Source organism: Roseomonas gilardii subsp. gilardii, from assembly GCF_023078375.1.
Classification (GTDB): Bacteria; Pseudomonadota; Alphaproteobacteria; order Acetobacterales; family Acetobacteraceae; genus Roseomonas; species Roseomonas gilardii.
Window position 1 is genome coordinate 2,583,555 of sequence record NZ_CP095554.1, and the last position, 19,234, is coordinate 2,602,788.

17 protein-coding genes, 2 tRNA genes and 1 pseudogene are annotated in these 19,234 nt (G+C 70.1%); 6 read left to right on the forward strand and 14 right to left on the reverse strand.

The genetic code is table 11. The annotated features are described in order from the left end of the window. Positions 1 to 195 precede the first annotated feature (195 nt). The gene (locus MVG78_RS11750; protein WP_247551677.1) at positions 196 to 1,464 is read right to left on the reverse strand and encodes a hypothetical protein; all 1,269 of its coding nucleotides are present in this window, start codon (positions 1,462 to 1,464) and stop codon (positions 196 to 198) included. Between the two features lie 59 nt (positions 1,465 to 1,523). Here MVG78_RS11750 and MVG78_RS11755 point away from each other — a divergent pair, with 59 nt between their 5' ends. After that, positions 1,524 to 1,787 (forward strand): hypothetical protein, encoded by a 264-nt coding sequence (locus MVG78_RS11755; protein WP_247551679.1) that lies wholly within the window; start codon positions 1,524 to 1,526, stop codon positions 1,785 to 1,787. Positions 1,788 to 1,809: 22 nt separating this feature from the next. On the opposite strand, the gene truA is transcribed toward MVG78_RS11755, so the two are convergent. The 3 genes and pseudogenes from truA to def all read right to left on the reverse strand — a co-directional run bounded on the left by truA (position 1,810) and on the right by def (position 4,078). Further along, entirely contained in the window at positions 1,810 to 2,571 is a 762-nt protein-coding gene (gene truA / locus MVG78_RS11760; protein ID WP_247551681.1) for a tRNA pseudouridine(38-40) synthase TruA, read from the reverse strand. 3 nt (positions 2,572 to 2,574) lie between these two features. After that, positions 2,575 to 3,527, reverse strand: a pseudogene (gene fmt, locus MVG78_RS11765) (methionyl-tRNA formyltransferase). A 17-nt stretch (positions 3,528 to 3,544) separates the two neighbouring features. Next, positions 3,545 to 4,078, reverse strand: a complete 534-nt coding sequence (gene def / locus MVG78_RS11770) for a peptide deformylase (RefSeq protein WP_247551683.1) — start codon at positions 4,076 to 4,078, stop codon at positions 3,545 to 3,547. A 203-nt stretch (positions 4,079 to 4,281) separates the two neighbouring features. Here def and MVG78_RS11775 point away from each other — a divergent pair, with 203 nt between their 5' ends. Next, positions 4,282 to 4,719: an Hsp20 family protein gene (locus tag MVG78_RS11775; protein WP_237183235.1), complete on the forward strand. Its 438-nt coding sequence runs from the start codon at positions 4,282 to 4,284 to the stop codon at positions 4,717 to 4,719. Between the two features lie 142 nt (positions 4,720 to 4,861). Then, on the forward strand, positions 4,862 to 5,095 hold the full coding sequence (locus tag MVG78_RS11780; RefSeq protein WP_019461417.1) for a DUF1150 family protein: 234 nt from the start codon (positions 4,862 to 4,864) through the stop codon (positions 5,093 to 5,095). A gap of 231 nt (positions 5,096 to 5,326) precedes the next feature. Here the strand turns inward: MVG78_RS11780 and hpf are convergent, their stop codons facing one another. From hpf to MVG78_RS11830, 10 genes are all read right to left on the reverse strand, one after another. After that, positions 5,327 to 5,674 (reverse strand): ribosome hibernation-promoting factor, HPF/YfiA family, encoded by a 348-nt coding sequence (gene hpf / locus MVG78_RS11785; RefSeq protein WP_247551685.1) that lies wholly within the window; start codon positions 5,672 to 5,674, stop codon positions 5,327 to 5,329. A 59-nt stretch (positions 5,675 to 5,733) separates the two neighbouring features. Further along, positions 5,734 to 7,182 (reverse strand): RNA polymerase factor sigma-54, encoded by a 1,449-nt coding sequence (gene rpoN, locus MVG78_RS11790; protein ID WP_247551687.1) that lies wholly within the window; start codon positions 7,180 to 7,182, stop codon positions 5,734 to 5,736. Further along, entirely contained in the window at positions 7,182 to 7,940 is a 759-nt protein-coding gene (lptB, locus tag MVG78_RS11795) for an LPS export ABC transporter ATP-binding protein (RefSeq protein ID WP_037250745.1), read from the reverse strand. Before lptB ends, rpoN begins: the two co-directional genes overlap by 1 nt. 11 nt (positions 7,941 to 7,951) lie before the next feature. Further along, the gene (locus MVG78_RS11800) at positions 7,952 to 9,046 is read right to left on the reverse strand and encodes an LptA/OstA family protein (protein WP_247551689.1); all 1,095 of its coding nucleotides are present in this window, start codon (positions 9,044 to 9,046) and stop codon (positions 7,952 to 7,954) included. Continuing rightward, a complete protein-coding gene (gene lptC, locus MVG78_RS11805) occupies positions 9,043 to 9,363 on the reverse strand; it encodes an LPS export ABC transporter periplasmic protein LptC (protein WP_247551691.1) in 321 nt (106 codons plus the stop codon). The genes MVG78_RS11800 and lptC overlap by 4 nt, the downstream gene beginning before the upstream one ends. Next, entirely contained in the window at positions 9,336 to 9,668 is a 333-nt protein-coding gene (locus MVG78_RS11810; RefSeq protein WP_247551694.1) for a hypothetical protein, read from the reverse strand. The genes lptC and MVG78_RS11810 overlap by 28 nt, the downstream gene beginning before the upstream one ends. Positions 9,669 to 9,736: 68 nt before the next feature. After that, positions 9,737 to 10,723 carry a KpsF/GutQ family sugar-phosphate isomerase gene (locus MVG78_RS11815; protein ID WP_247551696.1) on the reverse strand — a complete coding sequence of 329 codons (987 nt, stop codon included), beginning with the start codon at positions 10,721 to 10,723 and terminating at the stop codon, positions 9,737 to 9,739. 98 nt (positions 10,724 to 10,821) lie between these two features. Further along, positions 10,822 to 11,475 carry a ribonuclease D gene (locus MVG78_RS11820; protein ID WP_247551698.1) on the reverse strand — a complete coding sequence of 218 codons (654 nt, stop codon included), beginning with the start codon at positions 11,473 to 11,475 and terminating at the stop codon, positions 10,822 to 10,824. Between the two features lie 160 nt (positions 11,476 to 11,635). Continuing rightward, a tRNA-Leu gene (locus MVG78_RS11825) sits at positions 11,636 to 11,722 on the reverse strand. A gap of 66 nt (positions 11,723 to 11,788) precedes the next feature. Then, a tRNA-Leu gene (locus MVG78_RS11830) sits at positions 11,789 to 11,875 on the reverse strand. 167 nt (positions 11,876 to 12,042) lie between these two features. Here MVG78_RS11830 and MVG78_RS11835 point away from each other — a divergent pair. From MVG78_RS11835 to gltB, 3 genes are all read left to right on the forward strand, one after another. Then, a complete protein-coding gene (locus MVG78_RS11835; protein ID WP_247551700.1) occupies positions 12,043 to 12,969 on the forward strand; it encodes a complex I NDUFA9 subunit family protein in 927 nt (308 codons plus the stop codon). Positions 12,970 to 13,176: 207 nt separating this feature from the next. Next, positions 13,177 to 14,616: an NAD(P)-dependent oxidoreductase gene (locus MVG78_RS11840; RefSeq protein WP_247551702.1), complete on the forward strand. Its 1,440-nt coding sequence runs from the start codon at positions 13,177 to 13,179 to the stop codon at positions 14,614 to 14,616. A gap of 22 nt (positions 14,617 to 14,638) precedes the next feature. Then, a complete protein-coding gene (gene gltB / locus MVG78_RS11845) occupies positions 14,639 to 19,180 on the forward strand; it encodes a glutamate synthase large subunit (RefSeq protein WP_247551704.1) in 4,542 nt (1,513 codons plus the stop codon). Positions 19,181 to 19,234 lie beyond the last annotated feature (54 nt).

Below are 19,234 nucleotides of genomic sequence, written 5' to 3' on the forward strand. Positions count from 1 at the left end.
ATCCGGGTCCCGGCCGGTATGACGGACATCCAGCCCGAGGGCACCGCCTTCTGCATCTATGGCCAGTTGCGGGACGAGGACCTGACCTTTCCCGAGACGGCCCGCATCGCGGCGGAGAGCGGGGCGCGCGTCTTTCTCAGCACCTGGCGGCGGCGCGGCGCCAAGACCGGTGGGGCCACCAACCTTTCACAGTTCTTACGCATGTTCGGGCGCGAGGCCGGCTTCGCGCTGCCGCGCCGCCTGGGCTACCGCTTCAGCGAGAGCTTCCCCGATTTCGCCGCCCGCGCCACCGCCGGGGCGGGGGAGATCGAGCCGGAGCGCCTGCGCGGCTGGTTCCCGGGCGTGGCGCTGGATATCGAGGACGAAGCCCTCGACCTCGATTTCGCCGGCAGCCAGAGCGACAACAACAGCCTGCGCATGCTCTACAAGCTGTGGCGCGCGGTGGGGCTCAAGCGGGCGGAGGAGAAGCGGCGCGGACGGCGCTTCGCCGCGGTCGTGCTGTTCCGGCCGGATGTGCTGCCGCCGGAGCAAGGACAGATGCCGCCGCCGGCCGCCCTGCCGGAGGCCATCTTCCTGCCGCCGGGCGGCTGGGGACCGCGCCATGCGCATGACGTGCTGATCGTCTGCTCCTCGGAAACGGCGGATGCCATCGCCGCCCTGTTCGGCCGCGCGGTGCTGGAGCGGGTGTCCGGCTGGGACGGCATCCATCCCCAGTTGCACGACCACCTCGCCTCCCTGGGCAAGGAGATCCGCAGCGTACCCGTGCCTCTGGCCCTGCGCGAGCGGGCGGAGCAGCACCAGCCGCGCAACCGCGCCCTGCTCCGCGAGCTGCTGGAGACCGGCAACTGGGATGCGCAGGGCTGGAGCGGACCCAAGCCGCAACTGGGCCAAGCCCTGGCCGGTCTGCTGCGTGCGGTGGAGGAACTCCTGGACGGGAAGCCCGAGGCGGCGGTGGAGCGGCTGCGCGCCCTTCTGGACCAGGACCCGCCGCTGCCGGTGCTGGAAGGCGTCGCCTCCTTGGCCGCCGATGCGCTGCTGGCCCAGGGGCGGAAGCGGGACGCCTATGCACTGCTGCTGATGCGCGTCCTGGCCGCACTGGTGCCGGAGCCCGGCTGGCTGGAGGATGGGGAGTTCCATCGCAACCTGACCCGGCTGAGCGAAGCCGGCGGGCCGCTCACCGGCCAGCAGACGAGTTGCGCCGCGATCGAGGCGCTGCTGGACGAGACGCCGATGGCACCCGTGGTGCGGGAAGTCTGGACGGCGCTGCTGCGCCTGCTGCCCTGGGACCGCCTCTCGGCAGAGGCGACGCGGGTGGCGGAGTTCTTCGGCCAGGACATCGCGGTGATGAGCCGCCGCTTCTGGCAGTTGCTGAACGCCAACCGGCTCGACGAGGCAGCGGCGCTGGCGGCGCGGATGCGGCAGGCGGCGCCGGGCGACTGGCGCGGCACGGACCATCTCGGCCATGTGCATTCCCGCAGGGGGAGATCCGGGCCGCGCTGGACTGCGCCACCGCCGCCCTGGCCATGGAGCCGGAGAACTGGGGCCTGCTGGCCCGGGTCGGCAAGCTGCACGAGCAACTGGGGCAGCTTCCGCAGGCGCGGCGCCACCTGGAGGCCGCGCTGGCCCGCAATGCCGACCACCACGTGCGCGCGGGCTATGCCCATCTCCTGGCCCGGATGGGCGAGACCGAGGAGATGCGGCGCTTCGTGTCCCGCTGCCTCGCCGAGGCGCCAGAGGATGCCTGGCTGCGGGATGCGCTGGGGCCGCTCGTACCCCAGGCCGCCTGACCGCCCCCACGCCGGGCGGGCGTCAGCGCCAGTCCGGCTCGGGGTCGTAGCGGACGAAGGTGAAGCAGAGGCCGGTGGGCGGGGCGGTCTGGCCGGCCTTGCGCCGGTCCCGGCCCTCCAGCAGGGCACGCGGCCAGCTCGCCGGACGGCGGTCCATCCCGACCTCGTAGAGCGTGCCGACGAGGTTGCGGATCTGGTGGTGCAGGAAGGAGCGCGCCTCCGCCACGACCAGGATCTCGTCGCCCTGCCGCATCACGTCGAGGCGGTCCAGGGTCCGGATCGCGTCCTTCGCCTGGCAGGAACTGGCACGGAAGGCGGAGAAGTCGTGCCGGCCCAGCAGGCCCTGCGCCGCGGCGTGCATCGCCTCCGCATCCAGGCGCCGGGGGACGTGCCAGACGCGGTTCTCCTCCAGGGCCGGGCGCGCCGGGCGGTTCAGGATGCGGTAGCGATAGCCGCGGTGCCGGGCGCAGAAGCGGGCGTTCCAGTCCTCCGCCACCCGGGCGGCGGCGATCACCGCCACCGGATGCGGGCGGGAATGGAAGTTGATCGCCTCCCGCACCCGCTCGGGCGCCAGATCGGCGGCGAGGTGCAGGCTGACGACCTGGCCCGCGGCATGCACGCCGGAATCGGTGCGTCCGGCGCATTGGGCCGTGACCGGCGAGCCGCCGTTCAGGGAGAGAGCCGCTTCCTCGATCACCTGCTGCACGCTGGGCAGTCCGTCCTGGCGCTGCCAGCCGGCAAAGGGGGTACCGTCATACTCGACCCGGAGTGCGTAGTTCGGCACGGTTCAGGCGTCCGGCGGGAGGGGCAGCACCGTGCCGGGCGGGAGGGTATAGCCGCGCAGGAAGGCACCGGCCTCCATCGGTGCCCGGCCGGGGCGTTGCAGCCGCAGCAGGCGCAGCGCGGTGCCGCCGCCGCAGGCGATGCGGGGCAAGGCGTCGAGCACCGTGCCGGGCGGGGCATCGGCGGTGCCGGCGGGCTCCGCCGCCAGCACGCGGATCGTGTCGCCCCCGGCCTCCCCCCGGCCTCCCTCCCCTGGGCCTCGAACTGCGTACCGGGCCAGGGCGTCATGGCCCGCACCCGCCGGTCCAGCACCGCCGCATCCTCGCGCCAGTCGAGCCGCGAATCGGCCTTCGTCAGCTTCGGGGCATAGGTCATGCCCTCCTCCGGCTGCGGCACCGGAGCAGGGCTCTCCGCCAGCGCCCGGAGGACCAGCCGGGCGCCCATCTCCGCCAGCCGGTCGTGCAGGTCGGCGGTGGTGTCGCGCGGGCCGATCGGCGTGGCCTCGCGCAGCAGCATGGCGCCGGTGTCCAGCCCTTCGTCCATCTGCATGATGGTGATGCCGGTCTCGGCATCGCCCGCCAGCACGGCGGCATGGATTGGCGCCGCCCCGCGCCAGCGCGGCAGCAGCGAGGCATGGATGTTCAGGCAGCCGCGCCGGGGAGCCTCCAGGATCGGCCCCGGCAGGATCAGCCCATAGGCGGCGACCACGGCGGCATCGAGCTCCAGCGCACGGAAGGCGTCGTGTTCCGCCGTGTCGCGCCGCAGCCGGACGGGGTTGCGCACCGGCAGGCCGAGTTCCAGCGCCGCGCGGTGGACGGGGCAGGGCGTTTCCTTCTGCCCGCGTCCGGAGGGGCGGGGCGGCTGGGTATAGACCGCCGCCACCTCATGGCCCGCCGCGACCAGGGCACGCAGGGCCGGCATGGCGAAATCCGGACTGCCCATGAAGGCGAGGCGCATCGGCGGGGCCATGGGGCTCAGTCCTCGCGCTGCTTGTTCTTCTGCTCCTTGTTGAAGCGCCGCAGCAGCATGTTGCGCTTCAGGGGGGAGAGGTGGTCGATGAAGAGCACGCCGTTCAGGTGGTCGATCTCGTGCTGGAGGCAGGCGGCCATCAGCCCCTCCGCGGTGATCTCCCGGCGGGCGCCCTCCAGGTCCTGCCAGCGCACCTTCACCACCGCCGGGCGCTCCACCTCGGCATACTGGTTCGGGATGGACAGGCAGCCTTCCTCCCGCAGCGCGGTCTCGCGGCTGGCCTCCACGATCTCGGGATTCACCATCACATAGGGCTGCCGCGTGTCGTCGGGCTGCAGGTCCAGCACGATCAGGCGCAGGTTCTCGCCGACCTGCGGCGCCGCCAGGCCGATGCCCGGCGCCTTGTACATGGCGTCGAGCATGCGGTCGGAGAGGTCGCGGACCTTGCCGGCGTCGGCCGGCCCGACCGGGCGGGTCCTGGCACGCAGCCGAGGATCGGGGATCAGGAGGATGGGCAGGGGAGGGGCGTCGTTCGCCATGATGCCCGGCATCTAGCCATGCGGCGCCGGTGGCGCAACGTCCGCCGGCCGCGGGTCTCCCCGGCGCCTGCCTCCCGGGTGGATGGGGCCATCTCCGCGGCCCGTCTTGCAAGCGGGGTGCGGAGGCACGACATTGTGCATCGCGGACCGGTGCTTCGGGCCGGTTCCGCGCGTCTCGCTCATCCACGAGGAGGCACCAGACCGTGTCCCGTTCGTCCGTCTTCGGATCGCCACTGTTTCTCGGCTTCGACCATCTCGAGCAGATGCTCGACCGGGTGCAGAAGAACGCCGAGGGCTATCCCCCCTACAACATCGAGCAGACCGCCGCCGAAAGGCTGCGGATCACCCTGGCCGTGGCCGGCTTCTCCATGGAGGATCTCCAGATCACCCAGGAGGACAACCAGCTCGTCATCCGGGGCCGCCAGAAGGACGAGGGGGAGGGGCGTATCTTCCTCCATCGCGGCATCGCATCCCGCCAGTTCCAGCGTGCCTTCGTGCTGGCCGAGGGGATCGAGGTCGAGGGCGCCTGGCTCGACAACGGGTTGCTCCATGTCGATCTGCGCCGCCCGCAACCGGAAACCCGGGTGAGGACGATCCGCATCAACGGCGCCGGTCGGCCAGTGGTGTCCGATCAGGACTGATCCCGCGGAACCCCGGGACGTGTCTGACAACGGCCTGCAGCGATGTGCTGAACCCTCGCAGCCCCGCTGCGTTGGGAGAACAGGCCACCAGCAAAGGGCTGCTTCGCCAAGGGATTGCCGGGAAGCGCCCAGGAGTGTCGCCATGAATGAATCTCGCGAAGCCCGCGAAACCACGGTCCTGAAGGGCCTGTCCCCCGCCGACTGGGCCAGCTTCGGCCGCGAACAGATCGCCTATATCCGACCCGTCGTGGTGGATGGGGTGAAGGCGGTGGCCATCCATTCCGCCGACGGCACGCCGATCGGCGCGGCCCCGAACGCCGATCTCGCGATCGCCGCCATCATCCAGAACGAGATGGAACCGGTCCTGGTCCATTGAGGCTGGCTCACCGGGCCTGACCCGCCGGGCCTATCCTGCCGCAGGGCAGGCGCGGCGGGCGATCCGTCGGTACTCGGTACTCGTTGTGAAGGCGGGGCGCTTCCGGCGCTCCGCCTTTCTGCGTCCGCGCGTTATCGGCCTTCGGCACGCCGCGCAAAAATAGGGGCTTCCGAAGAAGCCCCGTCTGAACGCTTGTCTATGCGATTGTTTTTGTCGGATGTGATCTGGCGCTCAGACGAGCGCGACGACATCCGTGGCGCCGGGCTCCGGTTTGCGCTCCACCGCCTGGCAACGCGCATGTTCGTTCACGCGGCGGCGATGGCGGCGCAGGCGTTTGGCGACCTTGGTGGCGGCATCCTGGAAGGCGCGATGGGCATCCGTGCCCTCGCCCTCGGCCTGCACGGAAAGGCCACGGCCGGCGTGGAGGTTGATGTCGCAGACGAAGAAGCTGCGATCCTTGCTGAAGGTGACATTCGCCTCAAGGGCGCGGTCGAAGTACTTGCGGGCGATGACTTCCAGACCCTCGGCCACATGGACCTTCAGGGCATCCCCGGTTTCGACCTGCTTCCCAGAAACCATGATGTGCATTTCGGAGCAAACCTCCTCTGCTTGTCGCAGGAGGACCCGTCCCGGTGCGTTCAGAAAGCCAGGACTGCCTTTTCCCGCTTGCGTTGCACTGAACTGGGTATGCGCAACGCGTCCCGGTATTTGGCCACGGTTCTGCGGGCGATGTCCACCCCTTCCGCGCGCAGCCGGTCCACGATTGCGTCATCGGAGAGGATATCCTCCGGACGCTCCGCATCGATCATGCCGCGGATACGGTGGCGGATCGCCTCGGCGGAAAAGGTTTCGCCGGCGGTGCCGGCGATCGCCGTGGTGAAGAAGAATTTCAGCTCGAAGCTGCCGCGCGGCGTCGCGATATACTTGTTGGCGGTGACGCGGGAGACGGTGCTTTCATGCATCTCCACAGCCTCCGCCACATCCCTCAGGATCAGCGGGCGGAGATGGGTGATGCCGTGGCGGAAGAAGGCGTCCTGCCGCCGCACGATCTCGGCCGCGACCTTCAGGATGGTGTTCGCCCGCTGTTCCAGCGACTTCACCAGCCAGTTGGCGCTCTGCAGCCGCTCGGCCAGATAGGCGCGCTCATCCCGGCTGCGGGCGGCGGTATGGGCCTTGGCATGGAAGCCGCGGTTGACCAGGATGCGCGGCATGGTCTCGGGATTCAGCTCCAGCACCCAGCCCTCGTCCGGGGCGCGGCGCATCAGGACATCCGGCACCAGGGTCGGGGCCGGGGTGTCGTCATAGGCAGCGCCGGGCTTCGGATCGAGGCGCCGGATTTCCGCGACCATGTCGGCGAGGTCGGCGGCATCGACGCCACAGATCCGGGTCAGCGCGCCCAGGTCGCGCCGCGCCAGCAGTTCCAGATGGTCCAGCAGCGCCTGCATCGCGGGATCGAGCCGGTTCTTCTCCGCGAGCTGCACCGCGAGGCATTCCGCAAGGCTGTGGCTGAAAAGGCCGACCGGTTCGAAACGCTGCATGCGGCGGCGCACCATGGCGACCGTTTCCTCGGCGCAGCCCAGCGCGGCGGCGATGGCCGCATCGGTGGCCAGCATCCGCCCGGCGGGGTCGAGCAGCGCGATCAACTGCCCGGCGATCATCCGCTCCGCCGCGTCGCCGAAGGTCAGCCGCGCCTGTTCCGCCAGTTCCTCCCGCAGGGAGCGCGGATGCTCGCGCGCCAGTTCGTCGATGCCGCGCTCATCATCCTCGAAGCCGGAGGCCGGGCCACGCGCCGACACGGGCAGTTCGGTGGCCTCGTAGAGATTCTGCGTGTCGTGCAGATCGAGATGCATGTCCGGCGTGGCGGAGGGGAAATCCGCCGGCGGCACCGCCACCTCGGGTTCCGGCGCCGGCGCGGCTTCCGCCTCCTCCCGCTCCAGCAGCGGATTGCGTTCCAGCTCCTCCTCGACGAAGGCCACGACCTCGAGATTGGAGGACTGCAGCAGCTTGATCGCCTGGCGAAGCTGCGGCGTCATCACCAGGGACTGGGAGTGCCGCAGGTCCAGACGTGGGCCCAGGGAGAAGCTCATCAGAGGCTGAAGCGCTCTCCGAGATAGACGCGGCGCACGCCCTCATGCTCGACGATGTCGCGCGGGCTGCCCTCCATCAACACCTGCCCGTCATGGAGGATGTAGGCGCGGTCGATGATCTCCAGCGTCTCGCGCACATTGTGGTCGGTGATCAGCACTCCGATCCCGCGATCCTTCAGGTGCTTCACGAGGTCGCGGATCTCGCCGACCGCGATCGGATCGATGCCGGCCAGGGGCTCGTCCAGCAGGATGTAGTCGGGATGCGTGGCCAGCGCGCGGGCGATCTCGCAGCGCCGTCGCTCACCGCCCGACAGCGCCAGGGCAGGGGCGCGGCGGAGATGGGAAATGCCGAATTCCGCCAGCAGCGCATCGAGCATCTCCTCGCGCCGGTCGCGCTTGGGCTCCACCACCTCCAGCGCCGCGCGGATATTGTCCTCCACCGACAGGCCGCGGAAGATCGAGGCCTCCTGCGGCAGGTATCCCAGGCCCAGCCGCGCGCGCCGATACATCGGCAGCAGCGTCACGTCATGGCCGTCGAGGAAGACCTGCCCCTCATCCGGCCGGACCAACCCGGTCATCATGTAGAAGGTCGTGGTCTTGCCGGCGCCGTTCGGCCCCAGCAGCCCCACCGCCTCGCCACGCTTGAGGTTGATCGAGACGCCGCGCACCACGGGCCGCTTCTTGTAGCGTTTGCCCAGGCCCTTCGCGACCAGCCCACCCTGATCCGGCACCAGTCGCAATCCCTCGCTGTTGTCCATCCGCGCCGCGCTCACCGTCCCCGCCCCTGCGGCTGTCCGGCCGTATGGCCCGGCGCCGGATTAGCACCGGAAGGGTTACCATTCCGTCCTGGTTGCGCAGCCCCCGGCTGATCGCCGGACTGGGGAACGACGAGGCCCTGGACGCGGGTGCCGGGCGCGGAAACGAGACGGGCGAGGCCGCTGCGCATGTCCACGATCGCTTCCGACCCGTTCAACTGGTTCTGTCCGCGCGTGATGCGGACATTGCCCAGGATGCGGGCGATGCCGGTGACCGGGCTGTACACGCCGCGGTCGCCGCGCACGACCTCCTGCTCCGTGCGGATCTCGACATTGCCGAAGACCTCCACCCGGTCGAGCTTCGAGCCCTCGCCCGGCGCCCGGCGCGGCTGGGCGGCGCCCTGGCCCCCGGCCGGCGCCGCGCTGCGGACCGGCTGGGCCGGGGCGGCGGGAGCCTGTTCCAGGAAGTAGCCGACCAGCGTGTCGGCGGCGATGCGGCGGTTGTCGCTGGTCACCACGCTGGCCGCGCCACGCGCCACCGCCATGCGCTTCTGCGGCCAGTATTCCAGGCTGTCGCGGGCGGTGATGGTGTCGTCCGTCGTGGTCAGGCGCAGGTTGCGGCCGGTGAGGACCATGACCGCCTGGTCCATGTCATAGACGCCGCGGTCGCCCTGGGCATGGTCGGTGTCCGTGTTGATATGGACGTTGCCCTCGGCCTCCAGCCGCCAGATCTCGCCGTTGGAGACCGGGCTGTCGCCGCCGGGCTCCGCCGAGGGGGCGGGAGCGGAGGCGGCGGCGCCGTCCCCGCCAGCCTGTCCCGCGCGGTTACGGTAGCGGGCGATCAGCCGGTCCGCCGTGAGCGTCACGCCGTCGCGCACCGCCTTCGCGTTGCCGGTGGCGATGACGACCTGCTCCGCCTGCCGCCACTCGATTCCGTTGGTGGAGGTGACCTCGACCGGGCCGCCCCGGGTCATGTCCACCGGCTGCGCCCGTGCTGCCGAGGGGGCCAGGGCCCAGCCCGCTCCGAGCAGGGCGGCGAAGGCGAGGGATGACATCAGCCCGGCCCGGTGCGTACGGGGGCGCATGGCGTCGGGAGGCAGGGGGGTCACTGGTTGCCCTCCAGCATGGCGTGGGTGTTGCCGGTGAAGGTGATGTCCGCCCCCTTGTCCTTGAGGATGAAACCCTCGCCGGTCAGCGTGCCGAAGGAGCCCTGCGCCGCCACGGGGCGGTCTCCCTCGGCCTCGCCGAGCTTGATCTGGATATGCGCGACCTCGGTCTTCAGGGTCGTGCCGTTGTCGTTCCAGAGAGTCACGTTCCCCCAGAGGTCCAGAAGGTCCTTGGCCTTGTCGTAGCGGCCGCTGTCGGATTCGAGCAGCACCCAGCCGCCGCCGCTCATCATCAGGTCGGCGCGCGGCTTCTCCAGCATGATCGGCGCGTCCTGCGCGGTCTGCGTGGCGACGGCGGCGGTGACGTTGAAGGGCCGGCCCTGCAATCGATCCCCTGGTAGCGCGGCTGCACCACGCGGATCGTGTCGGCGGCGTTCTGGGCGATGCGGCGGAAGGAAAGGCGCGCCTGATCGGTGGTGCGGTCGATCTCCGGCCACAGGGCGATGGCCGCCAGCAGCGACAGCGCGCCGAGCGGCAGCAGGAACTTCGCCGCCCGCACCGACCAGCGCCGGCGCAGCATGGCGCCGCGCGAATAATGCCGCCGGGCGCGGGAAGGCAGCAGCATCTCGTGCGCCTCCCGTTCCCCCACCTCCGGGACGGGCGGCGGGGCTTGCGGCTTTCCGGCGGCGCCGCTCAAGCGACCCCCAGCCGCAGCAGGTCATGGATATGCAGGATGCCGCTGGGGCTGCCATCCGGCTCCACCACGAAGAGGCTGGTGATGCTGCGCTCGTTCATGATCCGCAGCGCCTCGGCCGCCAGCGCGTCCGGGCCGATGGTGCGCGGGCCGCGGGTCATCACCTCGGCGGCGGGGCGGTTCAGCAGGCCGCCCGGGCTGGCGTCATCCGCCTCGGCATCCAGGGCGCGGCGCAGGTCGCCATCGGTGATGATCCCGACCAGGCGGCCCTCCTCGACGATGCCCAGGCAGCCGAACCGCTTGGCGGTCATGTCCACCAGCGCCTGCCGCATCGGCAGGCCGGGCGGGGCCAGCGGCATGTCGCGGTGCATCACCTCCCGGACCCGCCGCAACTGGGCGCCCAGCTTGCCGCCCGGGTGGAAGACGCGGAAATCGGCGGCGGTGAAGCCGCGCCGCTCCAGCAGCGCCACGGCGAGCGCATCGCCCAGGGCGAGCTGCAGCGTGGTGGAGGTGGTGGGGGCGAGGCCGAGCGGGCAGGCTTCCGGCACCTGGGGCAGGACCAGGGCGACATCGGCGGTCCTGGCCAGGGTGCTCCCGGCCCGGCCGGTGATGGCGATCAGCGGCAGGTCGAAGCGGCGGCTATGGGCCAGCACGTCGGACAGCTCGGCCGTCTCGCCGCCATTGGAGATGGCGAGCACCGAATCCCCGGCCACGATCATGCCGAGATCCCCGTGCGAGGCCTCGCCGGGGTGCACGAACTGGCTGGGCGTCCCGGTGGAGGCGAAGGTCGCGGCGATCTTGCGCCCGACATGGCCGGACTTGCCCATGCCCGTCACCACCACCCGCCCGGTGGTCCGGGCGAGCAGGGCGACGGCGTCACGGAAACGTTGATCGAGCGACGAGGCGAGGGCGGAAAGGCCCGCCGCCTCGATCTCCAGCACGCGGCGGCCCGCGGCGAGGTCCGGATCTTGGAAAGGGGCGTTCACCGGCCCGTTATGGTGCGCCGGGGCCAAGCGGTCAACGCGGAGTCACTTTCCGCATCAAGAATCGTGCCAGTCCTTGTCGCGGGTTTGGGCGCCGGGGCTCAATGCGCGAAGATATCGGGCTCCGCATAGCCCATGAGGTCCAGCCGCCCACGGGTGGGCAGGAAGCGGAAACAGGCCTCGGCGAGGTCCAGGCGCCCCTCGCGGATCAGCAGGGCCTCCAGCCGCGCCCACAGGGCATGCAGGTACAGCACGTCCGAGGCAGCGTACTGCAACTGTTCCGTGCTGAGCTCCGCCGCGCCCCAGTCGCTGGACTGCTGCTGCTTCGAGATCTCGACCCCGAGCAGTTCCCGGCAAAGCTCCTTGAGCCCGTGGCGGTCGGTGTAGGTGCGGACGAGGCGGGAGGCGATCTTGGTGCAGCGTACCGGCGCCACCTCCACCCCCAGTGCGGCCTGGAGGATGGCGACGTCGAAGCGGGCGAAGTGGAACAGCTTGATTCGCGCCGGGTCGGCCAGGAGGGCGCGCAGATTGGGGCAGTCGCCGCCCCGGCCGCCGAGGGCTTCGGGGATGATCTGCACGCAATGGGCCGATCCGTCGCCGGCGGAAAGCTGCACCAGGCAGAGGCGGTCGCGGCGGGGGTCGAGGCCCATTGTCTCGGTATCCACCGCCACCACGGGCCCGAGGTCAAGATCGGGCGGCAGGTCCTGCCGGTGCAGGTGGATCCGGCGGTCGGACATGAAGATCGTGTTTCCCATGGATGCGGGCCTCGGGGGGAGCGTTCGGTTTCCGGCCGGGATGGGCAGGCAGCCTGAAGGAAGGGGCTGCCGCTGGCGAGCTAAACCTCCGGCACTCAAGGCCAGGGCGGGCGCCGCCGCTTCGTCATGGGAAGATGGGGAAGGGTTTGGGCGGGTGACGTGGTGCCCAGGAAAGGACTCGAACCTTCACAACCTTGCGGTCACTGGCACCTGAAGCCAGCGCGTCTACCAATTCCGCCACCTGGGCAGGTGACCACGATCCTCTCAGTTTCCCCACCGGAACCGGATCAGCGATCCGGCGGGTCAGCAACCATGGTGCCCAGGAAAGGACTCGAACCTTCACAACCTTGCGGTCACTGGCACCTGAAGCCAGCGCGTCTACCAATTCCGCCACCTGGGCAATTCGGTGCGGTGTGGCGCCGCTCTTACGGTCCCGTGACCATGCCGTCAAGCGGGGGGAAGGCGCTTTCGCCGCGTTCATGGGAGCCTGCCGCCCGGGGTGCCATCTTGCCTCCGCCGGGGGCGTTCCATCTCTCCAGATGGAAGCGCGGACGGGAAGGAGCGGGCATGATGACGCGACGGGTGGCCACGGTGTTCGGCGGGGCGGGTTTCATCGGGCGGCATGTCGTCCAGCGTTTGGCGCAACTCGACTATGTGGTGCGGATTCCCAGCCGGCACCCCGACCGCGCCCGCCGGCAGATGGTGCAGGGCCGGGTAGGGCAGATCGTGCCCCTGGCGGTGTCGTTGACCGACGAGGCGGCGCTGGCCCGCGCCGTCGCGGGGGCGGAGGTGGTGGTGAACCTCATCGGCATCCTGGCGGAGCGCAGGGCCGGTGATTTCCGGCGCGTGCACGCGGAGGCGGCGGGGCGGATCGCGCGGCTGAGCGCCGAGGCTGGCGTGTCGCGGCTGGTGCAGGTCTCGGCCATCGGCGCGGACCCCAACAGCCCCAGCGCCTATGCCCGGTCCAAGGCAGAAGGGGAGGCGGCGGTGCGGGCGGCCTTCCCACAGGCGACCATCCTGCGGCCCTCGATCGTCTTCGGGGCGGAGGACGCCTTCTTCAACCGCTTCGCCGCGATGAGCCGGCTGCTGCCCGTCCTCCCCATCGTGGGGGCGCGGACGCGGTTCCAGCCTGTCTATGTCGGCGATGTGGCGGCGGCCGTGGAGGCGGCGGTGACGCGGCCCGAGGCGCCCGGGCAGATCTATGAGCTGGGCGGTCCGCGCGTGGCCAGCTTCCAGGCCCTGATGGAGCAGATGCTGGAGGTGCTGAGCCGCCGCCGCCGGGTGGTGGAGATCCCGGCCGGGATCGCGAAACTGCAGGCGAAGCTCCTGGGCCGCCTGCCCAATCCGCCCCTGACGGAGGACCAGCTGCTGCTGCTGCGGCACGACAACGTCGTTTCGGGACATCACCCGGGCTTGGCGGAGCTGGGCGTGGTGCCGCACCCGCTGGAAGCGATCCTGCCCTCCTACCTCGCCCGCTACCGCAAGAAGGGCTGATTCCACGAAAGGTCCGAAATGGACCTTATTTGGAGCGTTTTAGGCGATTGATAATCATTTTCAATAAAAAACCCTGGATTTTAGGTCAGCTATATTGACTTAAACGCCTTTTTTGCGCTCGCAATGATGCGAGGAGCGTGCCATAGGCTTGCCAAACCTCCTTTAATGATCCGGTCCGACGCCCGGCCGCTTGCAGAGGGATCAACCATGGCCGAACGCATGCTCCAGTTCGTGCGCCTGCAGCAACGGCAGCCCGAGAAGCGCGATGCCGCCGAACGCCGACAGGATTTCGGCGAGATCTACGCGGATTTCGAGCCTGAGCGCGCCTCCCAGCAGGCCAGCCGCTGTTCCCAGTGCGGCGTGCCCTTCTGTTCCGTGCACTGCCCGCTGAACAACAACATCCCCGACTGGCTGAAGCTGACGGCGGAGAACCGGCTGGAGGAGGCCTATGAGGTTTCCGCCGCCACCAACACCTTCCCCGAGGTCTGCGGCCGCGTCTGCCCGCAGGACCGGCTCTGCGAAGGCAACTGCGTCATCGAGAAGGGCTTCGAATCCGTCACGATCGGCGCGGTGGAGCGCTACATCACCGACACGGCCTGGGAGAAGGGCTGGGTGAAGCCGCCCGTTCCCCTGCGGGAAACGGAGCGCTCGGTCGGCATCGTCGGCGCCGGCCCGGCCGGCCTCGCGGCCGCGGAGCGGATGCGCCGCCGCGGCTGGCAGGTCACCGTCTATGACCGGCATGACCGGGTCGGCGGGCTGATGATCTACGGCATCCCGAACTTCAAGCTGGAGAAGGAGGTCATCCTCCGCCGCTGGAAGCTGTTCGAGGAGGCCGGCATCCGCTTCGAGCTGGGCTTCGAGATCGGCCGCGACGCCTCGCTGGCGGAACTGCGCGACCGCCACGACGCGGTCCTGATCGCCACCGGCGTGTACCGGGCGCGCGACGTGGAGGTGCCCGGCAACGAATTGGACGGCGTCGTCCCGGCGCTGGACTTCCTGATCGCCTCCAACCGCCAGGGGCTGGGCGATGCGGTGCCGGCCTTCGACAGCGGGGCGCTCAACGCCGCCGGCAAGCGGGTGGTGGTGATCGGCGGCGGCGACACCGCCATGGACTGCGTGCGCACCTCGGTCCGCCAGGGCGCGGCCTCGGTCACCTGCCTCTATCGCCGCGACAAGGCGAACATGCCGGGATCGATGCGCGAGGTGAAGAATGCTGAGGAGGAGGGCGTCCGCTTCTCCTGGCTCGCCGCGCCCAAGTTCTTCATGGGGGAGGCCGGCAAGGTGACCGGCGTCCAGGCGGTGCGGATGCATCTGGGCCTGCCCGAGGCCACCGGCCGCCAGCAGGTCGAGCCCATCCCGGGCAGCGAGTACACCGAGCCGGCGGACCTGGTGATCAAGGCGCTGGGCTTCGATCCGGAGAACCTGCCGGAGATGTTCGGCGAGCCCGGCCTTCGCGTGTCCCGCTGGGGCACGCTGCAGGTGGACCACCGCACGATGATGACCAGCATCCCCGGCGTCTTCGCCGCGGGCGACATCGTGCGCGGCGCCAGCCTCGTGGTCTGGGGCATCCGGGACGGGCGCGACGCGGCCGACCGGATCGAGCACTGGCACGAGCAGCAGGGCGCGGTCGCCCAGGCCGCCGAGTGACGCAGGCGAAAGGACTGAGACGATGAACCAGAAGACGAGCGAGACCGGTTCCGCCTTCGCCGCCGCCTATCCGCAGGAGGCCGCGCGCCTGACGCGGGAGGCGCAGATCGACGTCACCGAGCACGATGCCTGCGGCGTCGGCATGGTGGCCGCGCTGGACGGCGTGGCGCGGCGGGAGGTGGTGCAGGCCGGCATCGACGCGCTGCGCGCCGTCTGGCACCGCGGCGCGGTGGATGCGGACGGCAAGACCGGCGACGGCGCCGGGATCCATATCGAGATCCCGCAGGACTTCTTCGCCGAGGCGGTGGAGCGTGGCGGGGACCGGCGCCGCCCCGGCCCGATCGGCGTCGGCATGGTCTTCCTGCCCAAGACCGATTTCGGCGCGCAGGAGCGCTGCCGCCAGATCGTCGAGGTCGAGATCCTCAACGCCGGCTACAACATCTATGGCTGGCGGCAGGTGCCGATCGACGTCTCCTGCATCGGCGAGAAGGCCAATGCGACCCGGCCGGAGATCGAGCAGATCCTGATCTGGGATCCGGAGAACCGCGAGCCCGCGCTGATGGAGCGCGACCTCTACGTGATCCGCCGCCGCATCGAGAAGCAGGCCATCGCGGCGCAGGTGCCGGAGCTGTACCTCTGCTCGCTCTCCTGCCGCTCGCTGATCTACAAGGGCATGTTCCTGGCGGAGAGCCTGACGCAGTTCTATCCGGACCTGCTGGACGAACGCTTCGTCTCGCGCTTCGCCATCTTCCACCAGCGCTACTCGACCAACACCTTCCCGACCTGGCGGCTGGCGCAGCCCTTCCGCATGATCGCGCATAACGGCGAGATCAACACGGTCCACGGCAACATCAACTGGATGAAGAGCCACGAGACGCGGCTCGCCCATCCGCTGCTCGACCCCTTCATGGAGGACATCAAGCCGGTCGTGCAGGCCGGCGGCTCCGACACGGCGACGCTCGACAATGTGTTCGAGCTGCTGGTCCGCGCCGGGCGCGACGCGCCGATGGTGAAGTCCATGCTGATCCCGGAGAGCGTCAGCAGCAACGCCACCATGCCGGCGGCACATCGCGACCTCTTCCTCTACTGCAACGCGGTGATGGAGCCCTGGGACGGGCCGGCCGCGGTCTGCGGCACGGACGGGCGCTGGGTGGTGGCCGGGCTGGACCGGAACGGGCTGCGCCCGCTGCGCTACACGGTGACGGCGGACAAGCTGCTCTTCGTCGGTTCCGAGACGGGCATGGTGAAGATCCCCGACGACCAGGTGATGGCCAAGGGCCGGGTCGGCCCGGGCCAGTGCATCGGCGTCGATCTCGACCAGCCGCGGTTCTTCAGCGATGCCGAGCTGAAGGACATGCTGGCCGCCCGCAAGCCCTATGGCGACTGGGTCCACCGCACCACGCGCATCGACGGCATCGTGCGCGCCGACCAGCACGAGCCCGAGGCGCCGCCGGTGGAGTCGCTGCGCCGCCGCCAGCTTTCCGTCGGCTACACGCTGGAGGAACTGGAGCAGATCCTGCACCCGATGGTGGAGGATGCCGCCGAGGCGATCGGCTCCATGGGCGACGACACGCCCGTGGCGGTGCTGTCGCAGCAGTATCGCGGGCTGCACCACTACTTCCGGCAGACCTTCTCGCAGGTCACCAACCCGCCGATCGACAGCCTGCGCGAGACGCGGGTGATGACGATCAAGACGCGCCTCGGCAACCTGGGCAACATCCTCGACGAGGACCCGGCCCAGCTCGACATGCTGATGCTGGACAGCCCCGTGCTGTCCAATGCCGAGTTCGACGCGATGCGGGCCTATATGGGCTCCAGCGCCACCTCGGTGGACTGCACCTTCCCGGCGGCGGAGGGCGAGGCGGGCCTGCGCCACGCCATCGACCGCATCCGGCGCGAGGCGGAGGAGGGCGTGCGCTCCGGCTGCGCCCATGTGATCCTGACCGACGAGGCCCAGGGCCCCGAGCGCTGCGTGATCCCGATGATCCTGGCGGTCGGCGCGGTGCACACGCACCTGGTGCGCAACTCGCTGCGGACCTTCTGCTCGCTCAACGTGCGCTCCGCGGAATGCGTGGACGTGCACAACTTCGCCGTGCTGATCGGCGCCGGCGCCACCACGGTGAACGCCTATCTGGCGCAGGACAGCATCGCCGACCGGCACCGCCGCGGGCTGCTGGGCGACCTCAGCCTGACGGACTGCGTGGCGCGCTACCGCAAGGCGGTGGACAAGGGCCTGCTGAAGATCATGTCCAAGATGGGCATCGGCGTGCTCTCCTCCTATCGTGGCGGCATGAACTTCGAGGCCATCGGCCTGTCGCGCTCGCTGGTGGCGGAGTTCTTCCCCGGCATGCAGTCGCGCATCTCGGGCATCGGCCTCTCCGGCATCGCCCGGCGCATCCTGGCCCTGCACAGGACCGCCTGGAACGCCGATGCTGTGACGCTGCCGGTGGGCGGCCTCTACAAGCTGCGCCGCCGGGGCGAGGCGCATGCCTTCGACGGCTCGCTGATCCACACGCTGCAGAAGGCGGTGGACACGGAGAACTACCAGACCTTCAAGCGCTACAGCGAGGCGGTGCGGCGCCTGCCTCCCGTGGCGCTGCGCGACCTGCTGGACTTCCGCACCGAGGTCGCGAAGCCGATCGCGCTGGAGGAGGTCGAGAGCGTCACCGAGATCCGCAAGCGCCTGCTGGCGCCCGGTATCTCGCTCGGCGCGCTGAGCCTGGAGGCGCATGAGACGCTCTCCATCGCCATGAACCGCATCGGGGCACGCTCCGACAGCGGGGAGGGCGGCGAGGACGCCTCCCGCGCCAAGCCGCGCGCCAATGGCGACAACGCCTCCTCGGCGATCAAGCAGGTGGCCTCCGGCCGCTTCGGCGTCACGGCGGAATACCTGAACAACTGCCGCGAGATCGAGATCAAGGTGGCCCAGGGCGCCAAGCCGGGGGAGGGCGGGCAGCTTCCGGGCTTCAAGGTGACGGAGCTGATCGGCAGGCTGCGGCATTCCACGCCGGGCGTGACGCTGATCTCCCCGCCGCCGCACCACGACATCTACTCGATCGAGGATCTGGCGCAGCTCATCTACGACCTGAAGCAGATCAACCCGGATGCCTCCGTCTGCGTGAAGCTGGTGGCGCGTTCGGGCATCGGCACCATCGCGGCGGGCGTGGCCAAGGCCAAGGCGGATGCGATCCTGGTCTCCGGCCATTCCGGCGGCACCGGCGCCTCGCCGGTCACCTCGATCAAGTATGCCGGCCTGCCCTGGGAGATGGGGCTGACCGAGACGCACCAGGTGCTCCAGCTCAACCGGCTGCGCCACCGGGTGAAGCTGCGCACCGATGGCGGGCTCAAGACCGGGCGCGACGTGGTGATGGCCGCCATGCTGGGCGCCGAGGAGTTCGGCATCGGCACGGCGAGCCTCGTGGCCATGGGCTGCATCATGGTGCGGCAATGCCACAGCAACACCTGCCCGGTCGGCGTCTGCACGCAGGACGAGGCGCTGCGGGAGAAGTTCACCGGCACGCCGGAGAAGGTCATCAACCTCTTCTCCTTCATCGCGGAGGAGGTGCGCGAGATCCTGGCCTCGCTCGGCTTCCGCAAGCTGGAGGAGGTGATCGGCCGCACCGACCTGCTGAAGCAGGTCTCGCGTGGCGCGGAGGACCTCGACGACCTCGACCTGAACCCGCTTCTGGTGAAGGCCGATTCCGGTGGCGAGAAGCCCTACTGCACCATCGAGGGCCGCAACGAGGTGCCGGAGACGCTGGACGCGGACATGATCCGCGACGCCATGCCGCTCTTCGAGCGCGGCGAGAAGATGCAGCTCCAGTACAACATCCGGAACACGCACCGCGCCATCGGCACCAAGACCTCCTCGCGCATCGTGCGGCAGTTCGGCATGACCGGGCTGCAGCCGGGGCATCTGACGGTGCGGCTGCGCGGCTCGGCCGGCCAGTCGCTCGGCGCCTTCGCGGTGCAGGGGCTGAAGCTGGAGGTGCGCGGCGACGCCAACGACTATGTCGGCAAGGGGCTGTCCGGCGGCACCATCGTCGTGCGCCCCGGCAACAACGTGAACCTCGTCTGGCACGAGAACAGCATCGTCGGGAACACCTGCCTCTACGGCGCCACGGCGGGCGAGCTCTATGCCGCGGGGCAGGCGGGTGAGCGGTTCGCCGTCCGCAACTCCGGCGCCACGGCGGTGGTCGAGGGCGTGGGCGCCAATGGCTGCGAGTACATGACCGGCGGCACGGTGGTGATCCTCGGGCCCGTGGGCGACAATTTCGGCGCGGGCTTCACCGGCGGCATGGCCTTCGTCTGGGACGCGGACGCCACCTTCGAGCGCCGCCTGAACCCCGAGACGCTGCTCTGGGGCCGCCTGGAGTCGGCGCACTGGGAGGGTGTGCTGCGCGAGACCATCGCGCGCCATGCCAAGGAGACCGGCTCGCGCCTCGCCGCGCGGCTGCTCAACGACTGGGCGGTGGAGCGGAACGCCTTCTGGCACATCGTGCCGAAGGATTACGCGAAGCTGCTCTCACGCCCGATGCGGGAGGTCGCGGCGGCGGCCGAGTAGGTCGCCGGAACGGTTCCCGGGCTTCTGGCGGGGCGGATCATGTCCGCCCCGTCA

Excerpts from the sequence above, each read along its gene's own strand:
- rpoN (WP_247551687.1), bottom strand. The coding sequence starts at position 7,182 with ATGAGCTTCTCCCTGGGCCCACGTCTGGACCTGCGGCACTCCCAGTCC.
- gltB (WP_247551704.1), top strand. The coding sequence starts at position 14,639 with ATGAACCAGAAGACGAGCGAGACCGGTTCCGCCTTCGCCGCCGCCTAT.
- MVG78_RS11780 (WP_019461417.1), top strand. The coding sequence starts at position 4,862 with ATGAATGAATCTCGCGAAGCCCGCGAAACCACGGTCCTGAAGGGCCTG.
- MVG78_RS11840 (WP_247551702.1), top strand. The coding sequence starts at position 13,177 with ATGGCCGAACGCATGCTCCAGTTCGTGCGCCTGCAGCAACGGCAGCCC.
- MVG78_RS11810 (WP_247551694.1), bottom strand. The coding sequence starts at position 9,668 with ATGCTGCTGCCTTCCCGCGCCCGGCGGCATTATTCGCGCGGCGCCATG.
- def (WP_247551683.1), bottom strand. The coding sequence starts at position 4,078 with ATGGCGAACGACGCCCCTCCCCTGCCCATCCTCCTGATCCCCGATCCT.
- hpf (WP_247551685.1), bottom strand. The coding sequence starts at position 5,674 with ATGGTTTCTGGGAAGCAGGTCGAAACCGGGGATGCCCTGAAGGTCCAT.
- MVG78_RS11755 (WP_247551679.1), top strand. The coding sequence starts at position 1,524 with ATGGAGCCGGAGAACTGGGGCCTGCTGGCCCGGGTCGGCAAGCTGCAC.
- lptC (WP_247551691.1), bottom strand. The coding sequence starts at position 9,363 with ATGCTGGAGAAGCCGCGCGCCGACCTGATGATGAGCGGCGGCGGCTGG.
- MVG78_RS11750 (WP_247551677.1), bottom strand. The coding sequence starts at position 1,464 with ATGGCCGAGATGGTCCGTGCCGCGCCAGTCGCCCGGCGCCGCCTGCCG.
- MVG78_RS11835 (WP_247551700.1), top strand. The coding sequence starts at position 12,043 with ATGATGACGCGACGGGTGGCCACGGTGTTCGGCGGGGCGGGTTTCATC.
- MVG78_RS11820 (WP_247551698.1), bottom strand. The coding sequence starts at position 11,475 with ATGGGAAACACGATCTTCATGTCCGACCGCCGGATCCACCTGCACCGG.
- lptB (WP_037250745.1), bottom strand. The coding sequence starts at position 7,940 with ATGGACAACAGCGAGGGATTGCGACTGGTGCCGGATCAGGGTGGGCTG.